Genomic DNA, 18,669 nt, shown 5'->3' with positions numbered 1-18,669 from the left:
TCCGCTTGGGTCCGCTTGCGCAGGGCAGCATCAGTCCAACTCTGGAGAGCCGCATGAGCAGCATGAACACCACGATCAGCATGATCGACAGCACGGTAGTCGAGACCCCCGCCGGGCCGTTCACGGTCCTCGTCGGTCCGGACGGCGCGGTACGGGCGTCGGGTTTCACCTCGGACCCGGCGAACCTGCTGCCACTCGTGCACCCGAGCCTGCGCGGTGAGCCGCGCAGGCGGGCGGACCTCGGTCCGGTCACCGCAGCCGTCGCCGGGTACCTCGACGGTGACCTGGCCGCGATCGACGACGTACCTGTCGAACAGCACACCGGCGGGGCGTTCATGTCACACGCCTGGCAGGTGCTGCGCGACGTCAAACCGGGGACGCCGGTCACCTACACCGGGTACGCCGCACTTGCCGGCCGGCCCGCCGCGGTACGCGCCGCCGCGGCGGCCTGCGCCCGCAATGCCGCAGCGCTCTTCGTTCCCTGCCACCGGGTGCTGCGTACCGACGGCACGCTCGGCGGCTATCGCTGGGGGTTGCCGGTGAAACGCTGGCTGCTCGACCACGAACGAATCAGCTGGCAGCCCGGCGCACACCCACAGTGATTATCGCGTTGCGTAACAATCCTGGCGAGACATCCGCCGGCCTCTCGTGTCCCATCCACACGCTTTGCTCTGCTTCAACCCACGCAGTAGTCGATGAGCAGCATCGACGCAATGGCAACCGTTCGATCACCGGAACGCCATGCGGCACGGAGGGTAACCGTTGCGTGGGTTGAAGCAGAGCAAAGGGACTGGAGGTCGATGGGGGCGCGGGCGTCGTAGACACGCGCCGTCACGGGCCTGACGGGCTGGGTGTGGGTGTGCGACGACGCAAGGACGAGCTGCCGGGAGGCGGAGACGCGGCAACTGCTCGACGCTACGGCGCCCGCCGGCGTTGGCGGTCGACGGCGAGAGCCGGACGGCGGCGCGGGACAAGCGGCGCGGGACAAGCGGCGCGGTGGCGACCAGCGGGGCAGGGCGTCGAGCGGCGGGGCAGGCCGCACCTCTGACAGCAAGCCGACAGCGGCGACGCCACCAAATGCGGCTACCGTCGGGTAGTGGCTGCGGGGAGCGGCGGCGGCCCGGCCGACCGGGGCGAGGTCCGTCGACATCCCCTGCGCAACCTCTGGCGACTGCGCCGCTACCTGCGTCCGCACGCGTTCGAGTTCGGTTGGCTGATGCTGGCCGGGCTGGCCGCCACCGGCGCCGGCATCGCCGTACCCCTGGTGGCCCAGCAGGTGGTCGACGGGCCGGTGGCCCGCCGTGACCTGACCGGCCTGTTTCTGCTGGCCGGGCTGGCGCTGCTGCTCGGGCTGGCCGAAGCCCTGCTGATCTTCATTCGTCGGTGGGTGCAGTCGTCGTCCTCGGTGGCGATGGAGGCGGCCATCCGCACCGACGTCTACGCCCACCTGCAACGGCTGTCGGCCGGTTTCCACGACCGGTGGCCGTCCGGCCAGTTGCTCTCCCGGATCACAAGTGACCTCTCGGTGCTACGCCGCTTCCTCTCCTTCGGGCTGTTCTTCCTCATTCTCAACGTGGTGACCTACCTGGTCGTGGTGGTGCTGCTGATCCGGCTGCACCCCGCGCTGGGCCTGCTGGTGGCGGCCAGCGCGGTGCCACTCTTCCTGATCGCCCGCCGCTTCGGCCGGCACTACCACGTCGCGTCCCGCCGGATGCAGGACCAGCAGGGCGACGTGGCCACCCTGGTCGAGGAGACCGCGCAGGGCCTCCGCACGATGAAGGCGTACGGGCGGGGACCGCAGCTTGCCGCCCGGTTCGCCGCCGGCACCGAAGCGTTGCACGACACCGGGATCGGCAAGGGGAGGTTGCTCGCCCGCACCTCCGCGCTGCTCGACCTGGTGCCGAACCTGACCCTGGGCATGGTCCTGGTCGCCGGAGCCGCTGCGGTCGCCGGTGGCCGGCTCACCATCGGTCAGCTCGTCGCCTTCGTCAGCCTCCAGCTGATGCTGATCTGGCCGGTGCAGTCGCTGGGATGGATCATCGCCAACGGGCAGGAGGCGGCCACCGCCGCCGACCGGATCCAGGAGGTGCTGGACACCAGGCCGGCCATCGTGGACCCTCCGGTCGCCGTCGCCCTGGCCCGCTCGACGGTGCGCGGTCGACTCCGCTTCGAGGGGGTGGCTTTCCGCTATCCGGGTGGCGCCGTCCCGGTGTTGCGCGGCCTCGACCTCACCGTCGAGCCCGGCGAGACCCTTGCCGTGGTGGGTGCCACCGGCAGCGGCAAGAGCACCCTGTTGTCCCTGGTACCCCGGTTGCACGACGTCAGTGCCGGCCGCATCACCCTCGACGGGCACGACCTGCGTGACCTGCGGCTGGCTTCGCTGCGCGGCCTGGTCGGGGTCGCCTTCGAGGAGCCGACCCTGTTCTCCATGTCGGTGTGGGAGAACCTCACCCTGGGCCGACCCGACGCCGGGGAGGACGAGGTCCGGGCCGCCCTGGCACTGGCCCAGGCCGAGTTCGCGTACGACCTGCCGTGGGGACTGCGTACCCGGCTCGGGGAACAGGGGCTGTCGCTCTCCGGTGGCCAACGGCAACGACTCGCCCTGGCCCGGGCGGTGCTGATCCGACCGGCCGTGCTCGTTCTCGACGACCCGCTCTCCGCGCTGGACGTGCACACCGAGGCGTTGGTGGAGTCGGCGCTCAAGCGGGTGCTGCGGAACACCACAGCGCTGCTGGTGGTGCACCGTCCCTCCACCATCGCGCTGGCCGACCGGGTGGCGTTGCTGGAGCACGGCCGGATCACCGCCGTCGGCACCCACACCGAGCTGCTCGCCAGCGTGCCCACGTACCGTGAGCTGCTCTCCGCCGAGCCGGCCGTACCGTCGATCGCCGGAACACCTGCCTCGACCGATCCGGCGCCCGGCGGCTCTCCCCTGGTGCTCTCGTGACCGCCGCGTCGGCCGGGCCGGATCCGCCACCCGAAGCGGATCCCGCCCACTGGCGGGGGGTGGCACCGGATCCGCACGCCGACCGCAGCCTCGCCGAGGACACCGATCCGGCCGCGGTGGCCCGGCTCCGGGCCCGCAGCCGGGCGTTGCTGGCGGACGTGCTGCACCCGCACCGGGCCCGGCTGGGCGCGGCGGTCGCGCTGCTGTTGACCCAGAACGCCGCGGCCATGTCCGGGCCGTACCTGGTCATGCTCGGCATCGACCGGGCGATCGAGCCGCTACGGGCCGGCGAGCCCGGCCCGCTGATCACCGTGGCCGTGTCGTTCGCCGCCGCGACGGGCATCGAGTACGTGGCCCGGCGCGGCTTCCTCACCATCTCCGTCCGCATCGGCCAGGCCGTCCTGCTCGACCTGCGCCGACGGGTGTACGCACACTTTCTGCACCTGCCGGTGGCCTTCCACGAGCGGTACACGTCGGGCCGGATGATCTCGCGACTGACCAGCGACATCGACTCGATCGCCGAGCTGGTCGACGGGGGTGTCGAGAGCCTGGTGATGGCCGCCCTGACGATCGTCTCGGTGGCCGGCATCCTGCTCTGGCTGGACCTGCCGCTGGCCTCGGTGACCCTGCTCGCCTTCCCGCTGCTGTTCTGGCTGTCCCGCTGGTTCGCCCGCGCCTCGGCCTCCGCCTATCGACGTACCCGGGAGGCGATGGCGCTCGTCATCGTCCATTTCGTGGAGTCGATGCGGGGCATCCGGGCGGTTCAGGCGTACCGCCGCCAGGCCCGCAACCAGCACATCTTCGACTCGGTGAACGACGACTACCGTCGGTCCAGCCGCCACGCCTTCCACCTGATCGCGACGTACTCGCCGGGCATCAAGTTGATCGGCAACATCACCGTCGCGGTGGTGCTCTGCTACGGCGGCGCCCGGGTGCTGGGCGGCGACACCGGCGTCGGCGTGCTCGCGGCCTTCCTGCTCTACCTGCGCCGGTTCTTCGAGCCGATGCAGGAGTTGAGCCAGTTCTACAACTCGCTCCAGTCGGCGACGGCGGCGCTGGAGAAACTCGCCGGGGTGCTCGACGAGCGGCCCTCGGTCGCCGAACCGGCCCGGCCGGTACCGCTGCCCGACGGCCCGACCCGCGGCGCGGTCCGCTTCCACCGGGTGTCGTTCGGGTACCGCCTTGACTCGCCGATCCTCACCGGGCTGGACCTCACCATTCCCGCCGGGCAGACCGTGGCCCTGATCGGGCCGACCGGCGCCGGCAAGTCCACAGTCGCCAAGCTGCTCGCCCGGTTCCACGACCCCGACGGCGGCACGGTCACCCTGGACGGCGTGGACCTGCGCGACGTCACCGACGCGGACCTGCGCCGGGCGGTGGTGCTGGTCACCCAGGAAACTCACCTGTTCGGTGGGACCGTCGCGGAGAACATCCGGTTCGGCCGCCCGGACGCCGACGACGCCGCCGTCGAGGCCGCCGCTCGGGCGATCGGCGCGCACGACTTCATCTCGGCGTTGCCCGACGGATACGCCACCCAGGTGCACCGGCGCGGTGGTCGGCTCTCCGCCGGGCAGCGGCAGCTGGTCGCCTTCGCGCGGGCGTTCCTGGCCGACCCGGCGGTGCTGATCCTCGACGAGGCCACCTCGTCGCTGGACGTGCCTACCGAACGGGCGGTGCAGCACGCGCTCGGCAGCATCCTGCGAGACCGGACCGCGCTGGTGATCGCGCACCGGCTCTCCACCGTGGAGACCGCCGACCGGGTCCTGGTCCTCGACCGGGGCCGGATCGTCGAGGACGGCCCGCCGGCCGAGCTGATCACCGAGGACGGCCGGTACGCCGCCCTGCACCGCCAGTGGCGCGACTCGCTGCTCTGACCCCGTTCGTGATCAGGTATTGGCGTGCCCGCCGCGGTCCCGGTGCCTACGATCTACGGATGACTGATACGGCGAGGACGGCCCGCACCGGCGTCCCCGAGCGTCCGAATCTGGACGGGCTCGAGGAGACCTGGTCGCGCCGCTGGCAGGAGGAGGGCACGTACGCGTTCGACCGCACGAAGGAGCGGTCGGACGTATACGCGATCGACACCCCGCCGCCGACCGTATCGGGCGAGCTGCACATGGGCCACGTCTTCTCGTACACGCACACCGACCTGGTCGCCCGGTTCCAGCGGATGCGCGGCCGGACGGTGTTCTACCCGATCGGCTGGGACGACAACGGCCTACCCACCGAGCGCCGGGTGCAGAACGTCTACGGGGTGCGCTGCGACCCGTCGCTGCCGTACGACCCGGACTGGGCGCCGCCGGCCGGGCCCGTGGACGACGCCGCGCGGAAGAACCCGGCCCCGATCTCCCGGCGCAACTTCATCGAGCTGTGCGAGCAGTTGACGGTCGCCGACGAGCAGGTCTTCGAGGCGCTGTGGCGGCGGCTCGGCCTGTCGGTGGACTGGTCGTTGATGTACACCACCATCGGACCGGTGGCCCGGGCCACCTCCCAGCGGGCGTTCCTGCGCAACCTGGCCCGGGGCGAGGCCTACCAGGCCGAGGCGCCGACGCTGTGGGACGTCGGTTTCGCCACCGCCGTGGCCCAGGCCGAGTTGGAGGACCGGGAACGCCCCGGCGCGTACCACCGGCTGCGGTTCCACGCGCCCGACGGGCGTGAGGTGCTCATCGACACCACCCGCCCGGAGCTGCTGCCGGCCTGCGTCGCGCTGGTCTGCCACCCCGACGACGAGCGGTACACGGACCTGGTCGGCACCTCCGTGCGTACCCCCGTGTTCGGGGTGGAGGTGCCGGTGCGCGCGCACCCGCTGGCGGACCCGGCCAAGGGCACCGGCGTCGCGATGGTCTGCACCTTCGGCGACCTGACCGACGTGACCTGGTGGCGGGAACTGGCCCTGGACACCCGGGTGGTGATCGGTCGGAACGGCCGGCTGCTGCCGGAGCCACCGGCGGGGGTGCCCGCACGGCCGTACGCGGCGCTTGCCGGGCAGACCGTGAACGGCGCCCGGCGGACCGTGGTGGAGCAGCTGACCGAAGCGGGTGACCTGGTCGGCGAGCCGCGTCCGATCAGCCACCCGGTCAAGTTCTACGAGCGGGGCGACCGGCCTCTGGAGATCGTCTCGACCCGGCAGTGGTATCTGGGCAACGGAGGCCGCGACACCGAGCTGCGGGAGGAACTGCTGGCCCGTGGCCGGGAGCTGCGCTGGGTGCCGGAGCACATGCGGCACCGCTACGAGCACTGGGTGGGAGGTCTGACCGGCGACTGGCTGGTCAGCCGGCAGCGCTACTTCGGGGTGCCGGTGCCGGTGTGGTACCGGCTCGACGACGCTGGCGAGCCGGACTGGAGCCAGCCTCTCACGCCTGAGGAGTCCGCGCTGCCGATCGACCCCTCCGAGGACACCCCGGCGGGATACGACGAATCGCAGCGTGGCGTGCCGGGCGGCTTCATCGGCGACCCGGACGTGCTGGACACCTGGGCCACCTCGTCGCTGACCCCGCAGATCGTCGGCGGCTGGGAACGTGACCCGGACCTGTACGCCCGGGTCTTCCCGATGGACCTGCGCCCGCAGGGGCACGACATCATCCGCACGTGGCTGTTCGCCACAGTGGTCCGGGCACATCTGGAGCACGGCGTACTGCCCTGGCGGACGGCGGAGCTGTCCGGTTGGATCCTCGACCCGGACCGCAAGAAGATGTCGAAGTCCAAGGGGAACGTGGTCACTCCGATGGCGTTGCTGGAGCAGCACGGCTCGGACGCGGCGCGGTACTGGGCGGCCAGTGGCAAGCCCGGCACCGACCTGGCCTTCGATCCGGCCCAGATCCGGATCGGCCGGCGGCTGGCCACCAAGCTGCTCAACGCGTCGAAGTTCGCGCTCGGGCTGGGTGCCGCCGACGCGCTGCGCGCGCCGGCGACCGAACCGCTGGACCGGGCCATGCTCGCCGAACTGTCCGACGTGGTGGCGACCGCGACGGCGGCGTTCGAGAGGTACGACCACACGGCGGCGCTCCAGGCCACCGAGGCGTTCTTCTGGCGGTTCTGTGACGACTACATCGAGCTGGTGAAGGAACGCGCCTACGGCAGCGGGGCCGGGGCCGACTCGGCCCGGGCGGCGCTGGCCACCGCGCTGTCGGTGCAGTTGCGGCTGTTCGCCCCGGTGCTGCCGTACGCGACCGAGGAGGTCTGGTCGTGGTGGCGGTACGGCTCGGTGCACCGCGCGCCGTGGCCGACCACGTACGAGGTGGGTCGGACCATCCAGGGCGACGGCGACCCGCAGCTGCTGCGCCTCGCCGCCGACGCGCTGGGGCAGGTACGCCGGGCCAAGTCGGAACGGAAGTTGTCGATGAAGGCGGAGGTGCCGTTGGCCGAGGCACTCGGCCCGGCCGCCGTGCTCGACCAGCTCACGCTTGTCATCGACGACCTGCGCGCGGCCGGCCGCATCGGCAAGCTCGACCTGCTCCCCGACCGCACCTCGGAACTGGTGATCGCCTGCGCCTTCTGATCCCGCCCACCACGCGGGGAACCGCGCAACATCGGGGAAAGTGCTGCCTCGGCAGCCAGGGAGGCGGCACTTTCCCGGAAAGTGCCGCCTCCCGATGCCCGCCCCAGGGGTCAGCTGGTTTCGCCGGCTATGGAGAAGGAACGCAGGCGGTCGATGGAGAGGAACGTGGCCGCGACGATGATCAGCGCGGTCATCACCGCCGCCACCGGCACGGAGACCGTGGTGTTGAGCAGTTCGGTTGGGGCGAGCCGGTCGGCCAGGGCGATCACGTAGTGCTGGATCGACAGCACCCGGGTGCCGCTGATCACGTTGCTGAGCAGCCCCTCCCAGATCAGCACGTAGACCAGACCGAGTAGCACCGGCCGCCGGGTGAGCAGGCTGGCCGCCACGAACAGCGCCGAATAGGCGAGCGCACCGACCGAGGCGGCGACGGCGAGCGCCACGCCGAGGCGTACCGAATCGGCGAGCAGGCCCGCCGCGAACAGTGGGACCGCGACGGTGACCGCGGTCACCCCGGCGGCGACGGCCAGCTTCGGCAGCACGATCTGCCAGCGTGGCAGCGGCGTGGTGAGCACGTGCACCACAGTGCCGTCGTCGATCTCGGCCCCGAGCACCCCGGTGCCGACGATCAGGGCGACCACCGGCAGCACCACGGCCAGCCCGAGCCCGACGAGCACCGGCGGCGCCCAGTCGGCGGGTGCCACCCCGAGCCCCCGGGAGAGAACGGCCAGCCCTACCAGCAGTACGGGCAGCGGAAGCAGCAGCAGGAACCGGCGACGCCCGAACAGGCCACGCGCGGTGATCCAGGTGACAGTGGACATCAGGCCTCCACCAGGTAGGAGAAGACGCTCTCCAGGGATTCGTCCTCGGGTACCAGCTGCCGAACCCGTACGCCGTGGGCCAGGGCGACCTTCGGCAGTGCCCGGGTGAAGGCGCCGTAGTCACCGGCCCGTACGGTCAGGCCGTCGCGCCCCAGTTCGACCCCGCTGACGGACGTCTCGGCCATCAACGCGACGGCCAGCGCCCGGTCGTCGGTGGAGCGGATGGCGAAGACGTGCGGCCGGTTCGTCATCAGCCGCCGAATGGTCCGGAAGTCGCCGGAGGCGGCGAGCCGACCGGCGACCATCACCTGGACGGTGCCGGAGACCTGCTCGACCTCCTCCAGGATGTGCGAGCTGAACAGGATCGTCCGGCCCGCGTCACCGAGGGAGTGCAGCAGCTCCATCATGTGCAGCCGCTGGCGTGGGTCCATGCCGTTGAACGGCTCGTCCAGCAGCAGCACCTGCGGGTCGTGCACCAGCGCCGCCGCCACCCGGGTGCGCTGCCGCATGCCCTTGGAGTACGTGCCGATGCGGCGGTCCTGCGCGTCGGCCATCTCCACCAGGTCGATGGCACGGCGGGCCGCGGCCTGCGGATCCGGCAGCTTGTGCAGCTTCGCGGTGGCCAGCACGAACTCGTACGCGGTGAGGAAGGTGTGCACCGCCTCCCGCTCACTTACCAGGCCGAGCCGGCGGTAGACCTCCGGGTTGCGCCAGGTGGGCCGGCCGTCCAGGGTCACCTGGCCGCGCGACGGGGTGAGGAAGCCGGCCATCATGTGCAGCAACGTCGTCTTGCCCGCGCCGTTGGGACCGAGCAGCCCGGTCACCCCGGGCCCGAGGCTCATGCTCACGTTGTTCACCGCGACCACGTTGCCGTACCAGCGGGAGACCCCGGCGAGGTCGAGGGTGCTGGTGGCGGTGGCCGCCGGTGCGGCGGTGTTCGTCGTGGTCATCGTGCGGCCACCTTCTTGTAGCGGGCCAGCAGCAGGGCGACGCAGCCCGCCACGAGCGCGACGGCGACCAGCGCGTACACCGGGCCGAAGGACCCGAGATCGAGGTCGGCGCTGTTGGATTCGGTGACCAGCAGGTCGCGCATCGTCCAGAGGCCGACGCCCTGCACCAGGGTGGGCGGCGAGGCGATGCCGGCGAGCTGGTTCGCCGTCTGCGAGGGCAGGACCGACAGGATGCCGACGATCGGCGTGGTCATCAGGAACACGGCGACGATTCCGCCGGCGGCGAAGGCGCGCTTTCCGGTCATCGAGGCGACCAGCAGACCGACCGAGGCGAAGACCACCGCCCACAGTCCGGCGTAGAGCAGCCCGGGCAGCAGGTCGAGCAGTTCATCCCAGACCGCGCCCATGCCGTCGGCGGTGAACGCACCGCCGAGGAACATCAGCAGTTGCGGAGCGCCGAGCAGCAGGAAGAGCGCGGTGACCAGGGCGAGCAGCTTGGCCAGCGGGTAGTCGGCGTGCGGCAGCGGCCGGGAGAAGTACAGCGGCAGGACTCCGCTGCGCAGGTCCCGGGAGACCAGCTCGGGCGCGGCCACCGCGACGAAGAAGATGACAAGCCAGCTCATCGCGTCGGCGAACTGGGCGTACGTCATGATCACTTCGCCGATCTGGCTGCGGATCGCGGTCACCGCGGCGGCCACCATCAGCACGATGCCGACCACCAGCCAGGGAAAGATCTTGGCTTTGGCGCTGCGGCCCAGCCCGAAGGTGGTCCGTACGCCGTGCAGGTACAGCGCGCCGAAGACGTGCCGGCGGCCGAGCCGGGGACCGGTGTAGCGCTGGTAGCCGATGTCGTGGATGACGCCGGTCGGCTCAGACATGGCTGTTCTCCCTCCGGGCGAAGAGTTCGGCCACCCGGTGCCGGCGCTGGTCCAGCCGGTGCAGCGGCAGGTCCAGCTCGGCCACCGCACCGAGGATCAGGTCGTAGGTGCCCTGGTCGGCCAGCGGCACCAGCAGCAGCCGTCCCTCGCGGCCCACCGGCAGGTCGAGCGCGGCCAGCCGGGAGGCAAGCGCCTCGGTGCCCTCACTCACCTCGACCGCGAGCACGTCGGTGGCGGAGGTCATGGCGGCGATGTGGTCGGCCCGCAGCAGCCGCCCGCCCTCGATGGCGACCAGGGTGTCGCAGATCCGCTCGACCTCACCGAGCAGGTGCGAGCAGACAAGCACGGAGATGCCGAACTCGGTGCCGATCCGCTGTACCAGAGCGAGCATCGCGTCCCGGCCGGCCGGGTCGAGGCCGTTCGTGGGCTCGTCGAGCAGCAGCAGGTCGGGATCGTGCACCAGCGCCTGAGCGAGCTTGACCCGCTGTTTCATGCCTGTGGAGTAGCCACCCACCGGCCGATGGCGCTCCTCGTGCAGACCCACGTGGCGGAGCGCCTCGGAGGCCCGTTCCCGGGCGACGGTGCGCGGTAGGCCGCTGATCCGCCCCAGATGGGTGACCAGTTCGGCGGCGGAGAGGTCGGGCGGCAGGCAGTCGTGCTCCGGCATGTAGCCGACCCTGGCCCGCACGGCCGCCGTGTCGGCGGTCGGGTCCAGCCCCAGCACCTGTATCCGGCCGCTAGTGGGAGTGAGCAGGCCGAGCAGCAGCTTGATCAAGGTCGACTTGCCGGCGCCGTTGGCGCCGACCAGGCCGACGATCCCTGGTTCCACCGCGACCGTCAGATCGGACAGTGCGGTGACCCCGCCGCCGTAGACCTTCGTCAACGACTCGGTTGCGATCAGTGTCACGTCGTCAGCCTAGAGCCGCCGGACAATGCGCCGCGCTCCGGAAGCAACCCCCGTTTCCCCTGATACCGACCCGGCCGCTCCCCCTAGGGAGATCGGCTAGGCCCTCGGGCACGCCACCGGCAGGCCAACCGCCGCCAGGGCCAGGCGGGGCACACAGCTGGCCCGCCGCCGAGCGGGTGTACGCGGCCGGCGGACAGCCTGTCCCCCGGGAACGGGCTGTTTGTTACACAATGGACCTCACCGTCCGCCCGGCGCGGCGGCACGCCGGGTGACGGGAGAGCCATGACCGCTGGGGCCCTCAGGGTGAGCGTGGTGGTGCCGACGTACAACCCCGGCGAGTGTCTGGACCGGCTCGTCGCGTCGTTGCTGCGTCAGTCGCTGCCGGCGAACGAGTTCGAAGTGATCTTCGTCGACGACGGTTCCACCGACGCGACGCCGGCCCGACTGGACGCGCTGGCCGCCGCCCACAGGCACTTTCACGTGTTGCACGCCGAGCGTTCCGGCTGGCCGTCACGCCCGCGCAACCTGGGTGTGGCGCAGGCCAGCGGTGAGTACGTGCAGTTCGTCGACGACGACGACTGGCTCGCCGACGAGGCACTGGCCCGGCTGTACGGGTACGCCGCGGAGAACGGCGCGGACATCGCCATCGGCAGGATGGCCGGACACGGTCGCTCGGTGCCCCGGGAGCTGTTCCGGGTCAACCGGCCCGACGCCACGCTTGCCGACGCACCGTTGATGGAGAGCCTCACCTGCCACAAGATGTTCCGCCGGGCGTTCCTGTCACAGCACGACCTGCGGTTCCCGGAGGAGGGCCGCAAACGGCTGGAGGATCATCACCTGGTCACCCGGGCAACAACCTCACCGCCGCTCGGATCGAGCCGGCGGGATACTTCGGCAGCCTGCGTGAGGTCCTCGACATCGTCGACGCGCACACCGAGCCGGGTCCGTTGCGTGACCGGTTGCACCAGCGGTGGCTGCGCATCGAGATGGTCCGCCGGCTGCGCGGCACCCGGCTGCGCGACGCGCCTCGCGACTGGGTCGACCAGGTGGTGACGGAGGTGCGGCGGACCATCCGGGAACGCTTCGCGCCGGGCGTGGCCGCCGGGCTGCCGGCGGTGGAACGGACCATCGCCGGCCTGGTCGAGCGGGGACGTGTCGAGGACCTGTTCCGCATCGCCGAGTGGGAGGCCGGCATCCAGGCGAGGGTCCGGCTCAAGACGTACGAGTTGACGGGCCACCGGCTGGTCCTCACGGTCAGCGGCCGGCTCCGCAGCGGCGACCGGCCGGTCTCGTACGACCGCACGCCGGACGGTCGGGAGCTGCTGGACCTGCCGGTCGAGGAGGTTCCCGTCGAGCTGGTCGACTGCTCGGACGAGTTGCTGGCGGGCACCGACGAGCTGCGCCGGCCCCGGCTCGACGTGGTCGCCCGACGGGTGGACGATGGCGACGAGTTCTACCTGCCTGTGGATTTCGAGGTCGATCGCGTACCGCATCGTTGGGGCGGGCTGCGCCTGATGTGGCGGGGGCGGACGACAATCGACTTCCGCGCCCTCAACGGCGGCCGTACCCGGGGTGAGTGGATCCTCACGGCGCGGCTCACCGGTTCCGGGTGCGAGGTCGACGCGAAGCTGCCGCTGGCCGTGTCGTGTACCGCCGACGGCGACCGCCCGGTGGTGGTCGACAAGCGTCCGCCGCCCCGTCCGGCTCCGCCGGCTCCCCGGGCCGGGCCGTGGCAACGCCTGAAGCGGGCCGTGCGGCAACGGCTCGGCCGCAGCGCCGGGCAATCGGTTCGCACTTCGTAAGGTTTGCGCCGCTGACACGGCGCCACCACCGCGAAAGACTGGCAGCATGATCAGTCGCCTGTTCCGCACCCCGTTGACGTGGATCGCGATCACCGTGCTGGCCGCCGGCTCGGCCTTCGGGCTGTACTGGTTCCAGCCCTGGAAGCTGCTCACCGACGCCGAGGTGGCCGAGCGACTGACAACTGTCGCCACCCCGGCCAGCCCCGGCACCCCGTCGGGCTCGGCCGCGCCGGACAGCTCCGGTGCGTCGGCTTCCCCGGCGGCCACCGAGGCCGCCACGGCGACACTTGTCAGCTCCGGCGACTTCATCAGTCACGAACACGACACCTCCGGGGGCGCGCGGATCGTGCGTACCGCCGACGGGCGGCACCGGCTGGAACTGGTCGGGCTGAACACCTCCAACGGCCCGGACCTGCGGGTCTGGCTCACCGACCAGCCGGTCGTCGAGGGCCGGGCCGGGTGGCACGTGTTCGACGACGGCCGCTGGGTCGAGTTGGGGCGGCTCAAGGGCAATCGCGGGGACCAGGGTTACGCGATCCCGGACGATGTCGAGCTGACCGACCTGACAAGCGTCTCCATCTGGTGCAAGCGCTTCGCGGTCTCGTTCGGGGCGGCCGCGCTGGGCTGAGCCGGTCGAGCGCGGACGACGTCGCGGGGCGGCCGGCGACAGGCCCTCGCCACCGGTGTCGCTGACCGCGCCGAGCAGCCGGTTCACGGGTCGACGGGCGACGCCCTCGACCCCGTCGGCCCGGTGTGCGTGGTGGCGCTCTCGACCGATCGGCGACCGGCTGCGAAACTGTGTGCCGGTCGCCGGAGTTGGGGGTCTGATGAGCAACGGGTGGGTGCTGCCCGACGAGGTGCTGCGGGAGGCGCCGACGTACACGCCGCGTCCCGGTGAGCTCGCGGATCTCGAGCTGCTGCTGATCGGTGCGTACGCGCCGCTGGCCGGCTTCATGACCCGGGCCGACCTGGTTTCGGTCAGCCGCCGGGGCCGGCTCGTCGACGGCGCCCCCTGGCCGGTCGCGGTACCCCTCCAGGTGCCCGCGACGCTCGTGCAGCAGCTCGACCTCGCCGACCCGGACCGCCGGACGCTCGTACTCACCGACAGTGAGGGCGCGCCGATGGCAGCCCTGGAGGTGGCCGACGTCTGGACGATCCGGGACGGCGTGGCCGGCGTCGGTGGCACCGTGCACCGGCTGGGCGACGGCGGGCACGGTCCGTTCCAGCGGCTGCGGCGTACGCCCGAGGAGATTCGCGCGATGCTGCCACCCGGCCGGGTGCTCGGGGTGGTCGCCGACCGCCCACTGCACCGGCCGCAGTTGGCCCAGATCGCGCACGCGGTACGCACCCTGAGCGCTCACCTGCTGATCATGATCCCGGTGGGTGAGGACGGCACCGGTGGGTTGCCGCCGGAGGCGCTGGTGCGCAGCGTGTTCGCCGCCCGGGACCGGATGCCACCGGCGACCCTGGTCGCCGTGCCGTTCTCCCGGCGACGCGACGAGATCAGTGACGCCCTGCTGTTGGCCCGGGTCTCCGCCGCGTACGGCGTCACCCACCTGCTCTCCACCGGCGAGATGCTTTCCGGGGCCGGGCTGCGGGTGCTGGTGCCCCGTGAGCTGGCCTACGACAACCGGGACGGTCAGTGGCGGTGGCGCGATGACATCCCGCCCCGCAACCGGCGACTGGCGCTCAGCCAGGCGGAGATCGAAGACCTGCTGGACCGGGGTTTCCCACTGCCCGAGTGGCACACCCCGCCGGCCGTGGCGAAGGAGCTGAGCCGGGCCCGGCCGCCCCGGCGACACCGTGGCCTGGTGGTGTTCCTGACCGGTCTCTCCGGTTCCGGCAAGTCGACGGTCGCCCGGGGGCTCGCCGACGCGCTGCGCGAGGAGGGCGAGCGTACGGTCACCCTGCTCGACGGTGACGTGGTACGCCGCGAGCTGACCGCCGGGCTGGGCTTCAGCAAGGCCGACCGGGACACGAACGTGCGCCGGATCGGGTGGGTCGCCGCCGAGATCGCCCGGCACCACGGGATCGGCATCTGCTGCCCGATCGCCCCGTACGCCCAGGCCCGGGCGACCGCCCGGGAGATGGCGGTGGCGGCGGGCGCGGGGTTCGTGCTGGTGCACGTCGCCACTCCGCTGGAGGTCTGCGAGCGACGCGACCGCAAGGGCCTGTACGCCCGGGCCCGGGCCGGGCTGCTCACCGGGATGACAGGCATCGACGACCCGTACGAGGAGCCGACCGACGCGGATCTGGTGCTGGACACCACCGATCTCACAGTCGACGAGGCGGTGCAGCGGATCCTGCATCTGCTGACCGAGACCGGCTGGGTGGAGCCCCGCCTGCCCGCGCTCTGATCCCGGAGCACTGCCCCTTCCGGTGATCGACCCCGAACGCTAGTGTTTGTTTCTGTTCGGTGATGTTCGTTCACGTGAGGTGTGGAAGGGTCGATGCTCGCGCAGCAACGCCATGCGGCGATCCTCGACCGGGTCCGCGTGACCGGCGGCGTGCGCGTCGGCGAGTTGGCCGCCGAGTTCGGCGTCTCGGACATGACCATCCGCCGCGACCTGGACCTGCTGCACGAACGTGGCCTGCTCGCCAAGGTGCACGGCGGCGCCACCGTCGCCGGGGCCACCGACGAGCCGGGCTTCCAGGCGAAGTCGGTACGCCAGCAGGCCGAGAAGGCGGCGATCGCGGCGCGTGCCGCGCAGTTGGTCCGGCCGGGGGCCGCGATCGCGCTCTCCGCCGGCACCACCACCGCCGAACTGGCCCGGCATCTGGTCGACGTGCCGGCGCTGACCGTGGTGACCAACTCGCTGCCGGTGGCCGACATCCTGCACGAGCGGGGCCGCGCCGACCAGACCGTGGTCCTGACCGGCGGGGTACGCACTCCCTCCGACGCCCTGGTCGGGCCACTGGCCGTCGGCGCCGTCCGCACCCTGCACCTGGATCTGCTCTTCCTCGGCGTGCACGGGATAACCGAGCGGACCGGTTTCACCACTCCGAACCTGACCGAGGCCGAGACGAACCGGGCGCTTGTCGCGGCGGCCGACCGGTTGGTGGTGCTCGCCGACCACACCAAGTGGGGAACGGTGGGCATCTCCGCCATCGCCGACCTGAGCACGGCCGACGTACTGGTCACCGACGACCGGTTGGCGCCGGAGGCCCGACGACTGCTCACCGACCGGGTCGGCGAGCTGATCGTCGTACCGGTCCTCCAAGGCGGGACACCACGATGAAACGTACGGCGATCAGCCTGGCCGACGGCCGCGAACTGATCTACTTCGACGAGCGCGACGACGCCGTCCGGGACCAGCCGGACCGGCGTCCGTTGCCACCGCCCCCACCCGCCTCCCAACTGCGCTACGACCCGCTCACCGACGAGTGGGTGGCGCTGGCGGTGCACCGGCAGACGCGGACCTTCCTTCCCCCGGCCGACCAGTGCCCGCTCTGCCCCTCGACGGCGGACCGGCTCAGCGAGATCCCGGCCCCCGAGTACGCGGTCGCGGTCTTCGAGAACCGTTTCCCGGCGCTGAGCGAGCGGGTGGTGGCGGAGCCGGCGGCGATCACCCCGTTCACCGCGGCCCGACCGGGACAGGGGCGCTGCGAGGTGGTCTGCTTCACCGACGACCATGACGCCTCGTTCGCCGCACTACCGCCGGGCCGGGTGCGTACCGTGCTGGACGCGCTTGCCGACCGGACCACGGTGCTCGGCGGGCTGCCCGGTGTCGAGCAGGTGTTCTGCTTCGAGAACCGGGGCGTGGAGATCGGAGTGACGCTGCACCACCCGCACGGCCAGATCTACGCGTACCCCTTCATCACCCCACGGACCCGGTCGCTGCTGGGCGCGGCCCGCCGGCACGCCGAACGCACCGGCGGCGGCAATCTCTACGCCGACGTGCTGGCCGCCGAGCGGGCCACCGGCGAGCGGGTGGTGGCGACGAACCAGCACTGGACGGCGTACGTCCCGGCAGCCGCCCGGTGGCCGTTCGAGGTGCACCTCGCGCCGCACCGGGCGGTGCCCGACATCCCGGCGTTGACCGACCCGGAACGCGACGCGTTCGGGCCGCTCTACCTGGACCTGCTGCGCCGCTTCGACGGGTTGTTCGACTCGCCCATGCCCTACATCGCCGCCTGGCACCAGGCGCCGGTACGCGTCGAGCGCGAGCTGGGCCATCTGCACCTGCAACTGTTCAGCGTCCGGCGGGCGGCGGACAAGCTGAAGTACCTGGCCGGCTCGGAGTCGGCGATGGGGGTCTTCATCAACGACATCGCCCCGGAACGGGCCGCCGAGCTGCTGCGCGCGGTGTGAGGGACTGCCCCCGCAGGTCGCCGCCCAGAACAGCGGACCCTGGGACAGCAGGGCGCGGGGGGCCCGGGACAGGGCCCCCCGCAGGGAAGGGACGGCTGGCTGTACTCGACAGCCGGGAAGGCTGGCTGCTGGGCACGCGCGTCGCGCGGTGGCGACGGTCAACCTTCCAGGACGGGACTGGCATCTCGTCCACCCAGGTCAACGAGGCGCGCCGGACGAAGTGACGCCGAACCGCGCGTCCTGTCGCGACACGCCGCTGTTCCGCGTACCGGAAACACCGAGCCCGCCGGCGCTCGGGCCGGCGGGCTCGGTGAACGGGTCTCAGGCAGCGAGGCGGCGAGCCAGGTTCTCGTCGAGCGTGTTCATGAACTCGTCGGTGGTCTGCCAGGGAGCGTCCCGCGAGATGAGCAGCGCGAGGTCCTTGGTCATCTGGCCGCTCTCGACGGTGTCGACGATGACCTGCTCCAGCGTGTTGGCGAACTCGCTGACCGCCGGGGTGCCGTCCAGCTTGCCCCGGTGGGCCAGGCCACGGGTCCAGGCGTAGATCGAGGCGATCGGGTTGGTCGAGGTCTTCTCGCCCTTCTGCCACTGCCGGTAGTGCCGGGTGACCGTGCCGTGGGCGGCCTCGGCCTCGACGGTGCGGCCGTCGGGCGAGAGCAGGACCGAGGTCATCAGGCCGAGCGAGCCGAAGCCCTGCGCGACGGTGTCGGACTGCACGTCACCGTCGTAGTTCTTGCAGGCCCAGACATAGCCACCCTCCCACTTGAGCGCGGCGGCGACCATGTCGTCGATGAGCCGGTGCTCGTAGGTGAGGCCGGCGGCGTCGAACTCGGCCTTGAACTCGTTCTCGAACACCTCGGCGAAGATGTCCTTGAACCGGCCGTCGTACGCCTTGAGAATGGTGTTCTTGGTGGACATGTAGACCGGGTAGTTGCGGTCCAGGCCGTAGCGGAACGAGGCCCGGGCGAAGTCCCGGATCGACTCGTCGTAGTTGTACATGCCCATCGCGATGCCGCCGCCGGGGAAGTTGGCGACCTCCATCTCGACCGGCTCGGAGCCGTCGGCGGGGGTGTAGGTGATGGTCACCGTGCCCGGGCCGGGGACCACGAAGTCGGTGGCCTTGTACTGGTCGCCGTGGGCGTGCCGGCCGATGATGATCGGCTTGGTCCAGCCGGGGACCAGCCGCGGCACGTTGGACATGATGATCGGCTCGCGGAAGACCACGCCGCCGAGGATGTTGCGGATGGTGCCGTTCGGCGACCGCCACATCTTCTTCAGGCCGAACTCCTCCACCCGCGCCTCGTCCGGGGTGATGGTCGCGCACTTGACACCGACGCCGTGCTCCTTGATGGCGTTTGCGGCGTCAATGGTGACCTGGTCGTCGGTGGCGTCGCGGTGCTGGATCGAGAGGTCGTAGTAGTGCAGGTCGACGTCGAGGTAGGGCAGGATCAGCTGCTCCCGGATCTGCTTCCAGATGATCCGGGTCATCTCGTCGCCGTCGAGCTCCACGACCGGGTTGTTTACCTTGATCTTCGCCATCGGCCGGCGCTCCTC

The 18,669-nt window shown here is 71.5% G+C and carries 15 protein-coding genes; 10 read left to right on the top strand and 5 right to left on the bottom strand.

Features of this window, described 5'->3' with window-relative positions; translation table 11 throughout:
• Nucleotides 1-62 precede the first annotated feature (62 nt).
• The 4 genes from AB0I71_RS10300 to valS all read left to right on the top strand — a co-directional run bounded on the left by AB0I71_RS10300 (nucleotide 63) and on the right by valS (nucleotide 7,445).
• Nucleotides 63-602: a methylated-DNA--[protein]-cysteine S-methyltransferase gene (locus tag AB0I71_RS10300; RefSeq protein ID WP_357583359.1), complete on the top strand. Its 540-nt coding sequence runs from the start codon at nucleotides 63-65 to the stop codon at nucleotides 600-602.
• 614 nt (nucleotides 603-1,216) lie between these two features.
• Nucleotides 1,217-2,947, top strand: a complete 1,731-nt coding sequence (locus tag AB0I71_RS10295; protein ID WP_357583357.1) for an ABC transporter ATP-binding protein — start codon at nucleotides 1,217-1,219, stop codon at nucleotides 2,945-2,947.
• A complete protein-coding gene (locus AB0I71_RS10290) occupies nucleotides 2,944-4,821 on the top strand; it encodes an ABC transporter ATP-binding protein (protein WP_357583012.1) in 1,878 nt (625 codons plus the stop codon). Before AB0I71_RS10295 ends, AB0I71_RS10290 begins: the two co-directional genes overlap by 4 nt.
• A 59-nt stretch (nucleotides 4,822-4,880) precedes the next feature.
• Nucleotides 4,881-7,445 (top strand): valine--tRNA ligase, encoded by a 2,565-nt coding sequence (gene valS / locus AB0I71_RS10285; protein ID WP_357583010.1) that lies wholly within the window; start codon nucleotides 4,881-4,883, stop codon nucleotides 7,443-7,445.
• A 110-nt stretch (nucleotides 7,446-7,555) separates the two neighbouring features.
• Here the strand turns inward: valS and AB0I71_RS10280 are convergent, their stop codons facing one another.
• Genes AB0I71_RS10280 through AB0I71_RS10265 form a run of 4 tightly spaced genes read right to left on the bottom strand, consistent with a single transcriptional unit; the run spans nucleotide 7,556 to nucleotide 11,001 of the window.
• Nucleotides 7,556-8,266, bottom strand: coding sequence for an ABC transporter permease (locus tag AB0I71_RS10280; RefSeq protein WP_357583008.1), 711 nt, complete (start codon nucleotides 8,264-8,266; stop codon nucleotides 7,556-7,558).
• A complete protein-coding gene (locus AB0I71_RS10275) occupies nucleotides 8,266-9,216 on the bottom strand; it encodes an ABC transporter ATP-binding protein (RefSeq protein ID WP_357583006.1) in 951 nt (316 codons plus the stop codon). The genes AB0I71_RS10280 and AB0I71_RS10275 overlap by 1 nt, the downstream gene beginning before the upstream one ends.
• Complete coding sequence (locus AB0I71_RS10270; RefSeq protein ID WP_357583004.1) at nucleotides 9,213-10,094, bottom strand: ABC transporter permease; 882 nt, start codon at nucleotides 10,092-10,094, stop codon at nucleotides 9,213-9,215. The genes AB0I71_RS10275 and AB0I71_RS10270 overlap by 4 nt, the downstream gene beginning before the upstream one ends.
• Nucleotides 10,087-11,001: an ABC transporter ATP-binding protein gene (locus AB0I71_RS10265; RefSeq protein WP_357583002.1), complete on the bottom strand. Its 915-nt coding sequence runs from the start codon at nucleotides 10,999-11,001 to the stop codon at nucleotides 10,087-10,089. Before AB0I71_RS10265 ends, AB0I71_RS10270 begins: the two co-directional genes overlap by 8 nt.
• A 282-nt stretch (nucleotides 11,002-11,283) precedes the next feature.
• On the opposite strand from AB0I71_RS10265, the gene AB0I71_RS10260 reads away from it, so the two are divergent.
• From AB0I71_RS10260 to galT, 6 genes are all read left to right on the top strand, one after another.
• The gene (locus tag AB0I71_RS10260) at nucleotides 11,284-12,054 is read left to right on the top strand and encodes a glycosyltransferase family 2 protein (RefSeq protein WP_357583000.1); all 771 of its coding nucleotides are present in this window, start codon (nucleotides 11,284-11,286) and stop codon (nucleotides 12,052-12,054) included.
• The gene (locus AB0I71_RS10255) at nucleotides 11,961-12,803 is read left to right on the top strand and encodes a hypothetical protein (RefSeq protein ID WP_357582998.1); all 843 of its coding nucleotides are present in this window, start codon (nucleotides 11,961-11,963) and stop codon (nucleotides 12,801-12,803) included. Before AB0I71_RS10260 ends, AB0I71_RS10255 begins: the two co-directional genes overlap by 94 nt.
• A 46-nt stretch (nucleotides 12,804-12,849) precedes the next feature.
• The gene (locus AB0I71_RS10250; RefSeq protein ID WP_357582996.1) at nucleotides 12,850-13,431 is read left to right on the top strand and encodes a DM13 domain-containing protein; all 582 of its coding nucleotides are present in this window, start codon (nucleotides 12,850-12,852) and stop codon (nucleotides 13,429-13,431) included.
• A gap of 199 nt (nucleotides 13,432-13,630) precedes the next feature.
• On the top strand, nucleotides 13,631-15,160 hold the full coding sequence (gene cysC / locus AB0I71_RS10245) for an adenylyl-sulfate kinase (RefSeq protein ID WP_357582994.1): 1,530 nt from the start codon (nucleotides 13,631-13,633) through the stop codon (nucleotides 15,158-15,160).
• Nucleotides 15,161-15,253: 93 nt separating this feature from the next.
• Entirely contained in the window at nucleotides 15,254-16,042 is a 789-nt protein-coding gene (locus AB0I71_RS10240; protein WP_357582992.1) for a DeoR/GlpR family DNA-binding transcription regulator, read from the top strand.
• On the top strand, nucleotides 16,039-17,115 hold the full coding sequence (gene galT / locus AB0I71_RS10235; protein WP_357582990.1) for a galactose-1-phosphate uridylyltransferase: 1,077 nt from the start codon (nucleotides 16,039-16,041) through the stop codon (nucleotides 17,113-17,115). Before AB0I71_RS10240 ends, galT begins: the two co-directional genes overlap by 4 nt.
• Nucleotides 17,116-17,436: 321 nt before the next feature.
• Here the strand turns inward: galT and AB0I71_RS10230 are convergent, their stop codons facing one another.
• Nucleotides 17,437-18,654, bottom strand: coding sequence for an NADP-dependent isocitrate dehydrogenase (locus AB0I71_RS10230; protein ID WP_357582988.1), 1,218 nt, complete (start codon nucleotides 18,652-18,654; stop codon nucleotides 17,437-17,439).
• Nucleotides 18,655-18,669: the final 15 nt, after the last annotated feature.

Source organism: Micromonospora sp. NPDC049891, assembly GCF_040660295.1.
Lineage (GTDB): Bacteria > Actinomycetota > Actinomycetes > Mycobacteriales > Micromonosporaceae > Micromonospora.
Note: the sequence above shows the minus strand (reverse complement) of the source record. Positions and strands in the feature narration are given on the sequence as shown.

Excerpts from the sequence above, each read along its gene's own strand:
- AB0I71_RS10300 (WP_357583359.1), top strand. The coding sequence starts at position 63 with ATGAACACCACGATCAGCATGATCGACAGCACGGTAGTCGAGACCCCC.
- AB0I71_RS10295 (WP_357583357.1), top strand. The coding sequence starts at position 1,217 with ATGCTGGCCGGGCTGGCCGCCACCGGCGCCGGCATCGCCGTACCCCTG.
- valS (WP_357583010.1), top strand. The coding sequence starts at position 4,881 with ATGACTGATACGGCGAGGACGGCCCGCACCGGCGTCCCCGAGCGTCCG.
- AB0I71_RS10280 (WP_357583008.1), bottom strand. The coding sequence starts at position 8,266 with ATGTCCACTGTCACCTGGATCACCGCGCGTGGCCTGTTCGGGCGTCGC.
- AB0I71_RS10275 (WP_357583006.1), bottom strand. The coding sequence starts at position 9,216 with ATGACCACGACGAACACCGCCGCACCGGCGGCCACCGCCACCAGCACC.
- AB0I71_RS10270 (WP_357583004.1), bottom strand. The coding sequence starts at position 10,094 with ATGTCTGAGCCGACCGGCGTCATCCACGACATCGGCTACCAGCGCTAC.
- AB0I71_RS10260 (WP_357583000.1), top strand. The coding sequence starts at position 11,284 with ATGACCGCTGGGGCCCTCAGGGTGAGCGTGGTGGTGCCGACGTACAAC.
- AB0I71_RS10250 (WP_357582996.1), top strand. The coding sequence starts at position 12,850 with ATGATCAGTCGCCTGTTCCGCACCCCGTTGACGTGGATCGCGATCACC.
- cysC (WP_357582994.1), top strand. The coding sequence starts at position 13,631 with ATGAGCAACGGGTGGGTGCTGCCCGACGAGGTGCTGCGGGAGGCGCCG.
- AB0I71_RS10240 (WP_357582992.1), top strand. The coding sequence starts at position 15,254 with ATGCTCGCGCAGCAACGCCATGCGGCGATCCTCGACCGGGTCCGCGTG.
- galT (WP_357582990.1), top strand. The coding sequence starts at position 16,039 with ATGAAACGTACGGCGATCAGCCTGGCCGACGGCCGCGAACTGATCTAC.
- AB0I71_RS10230 (WP_357582988.1), bottom strand. The coding sequence starts at position 18,654 with ATGGCGAAGATCAAGGTAAACAACCCGGTCGTGGAGCTCGACGGCGAC.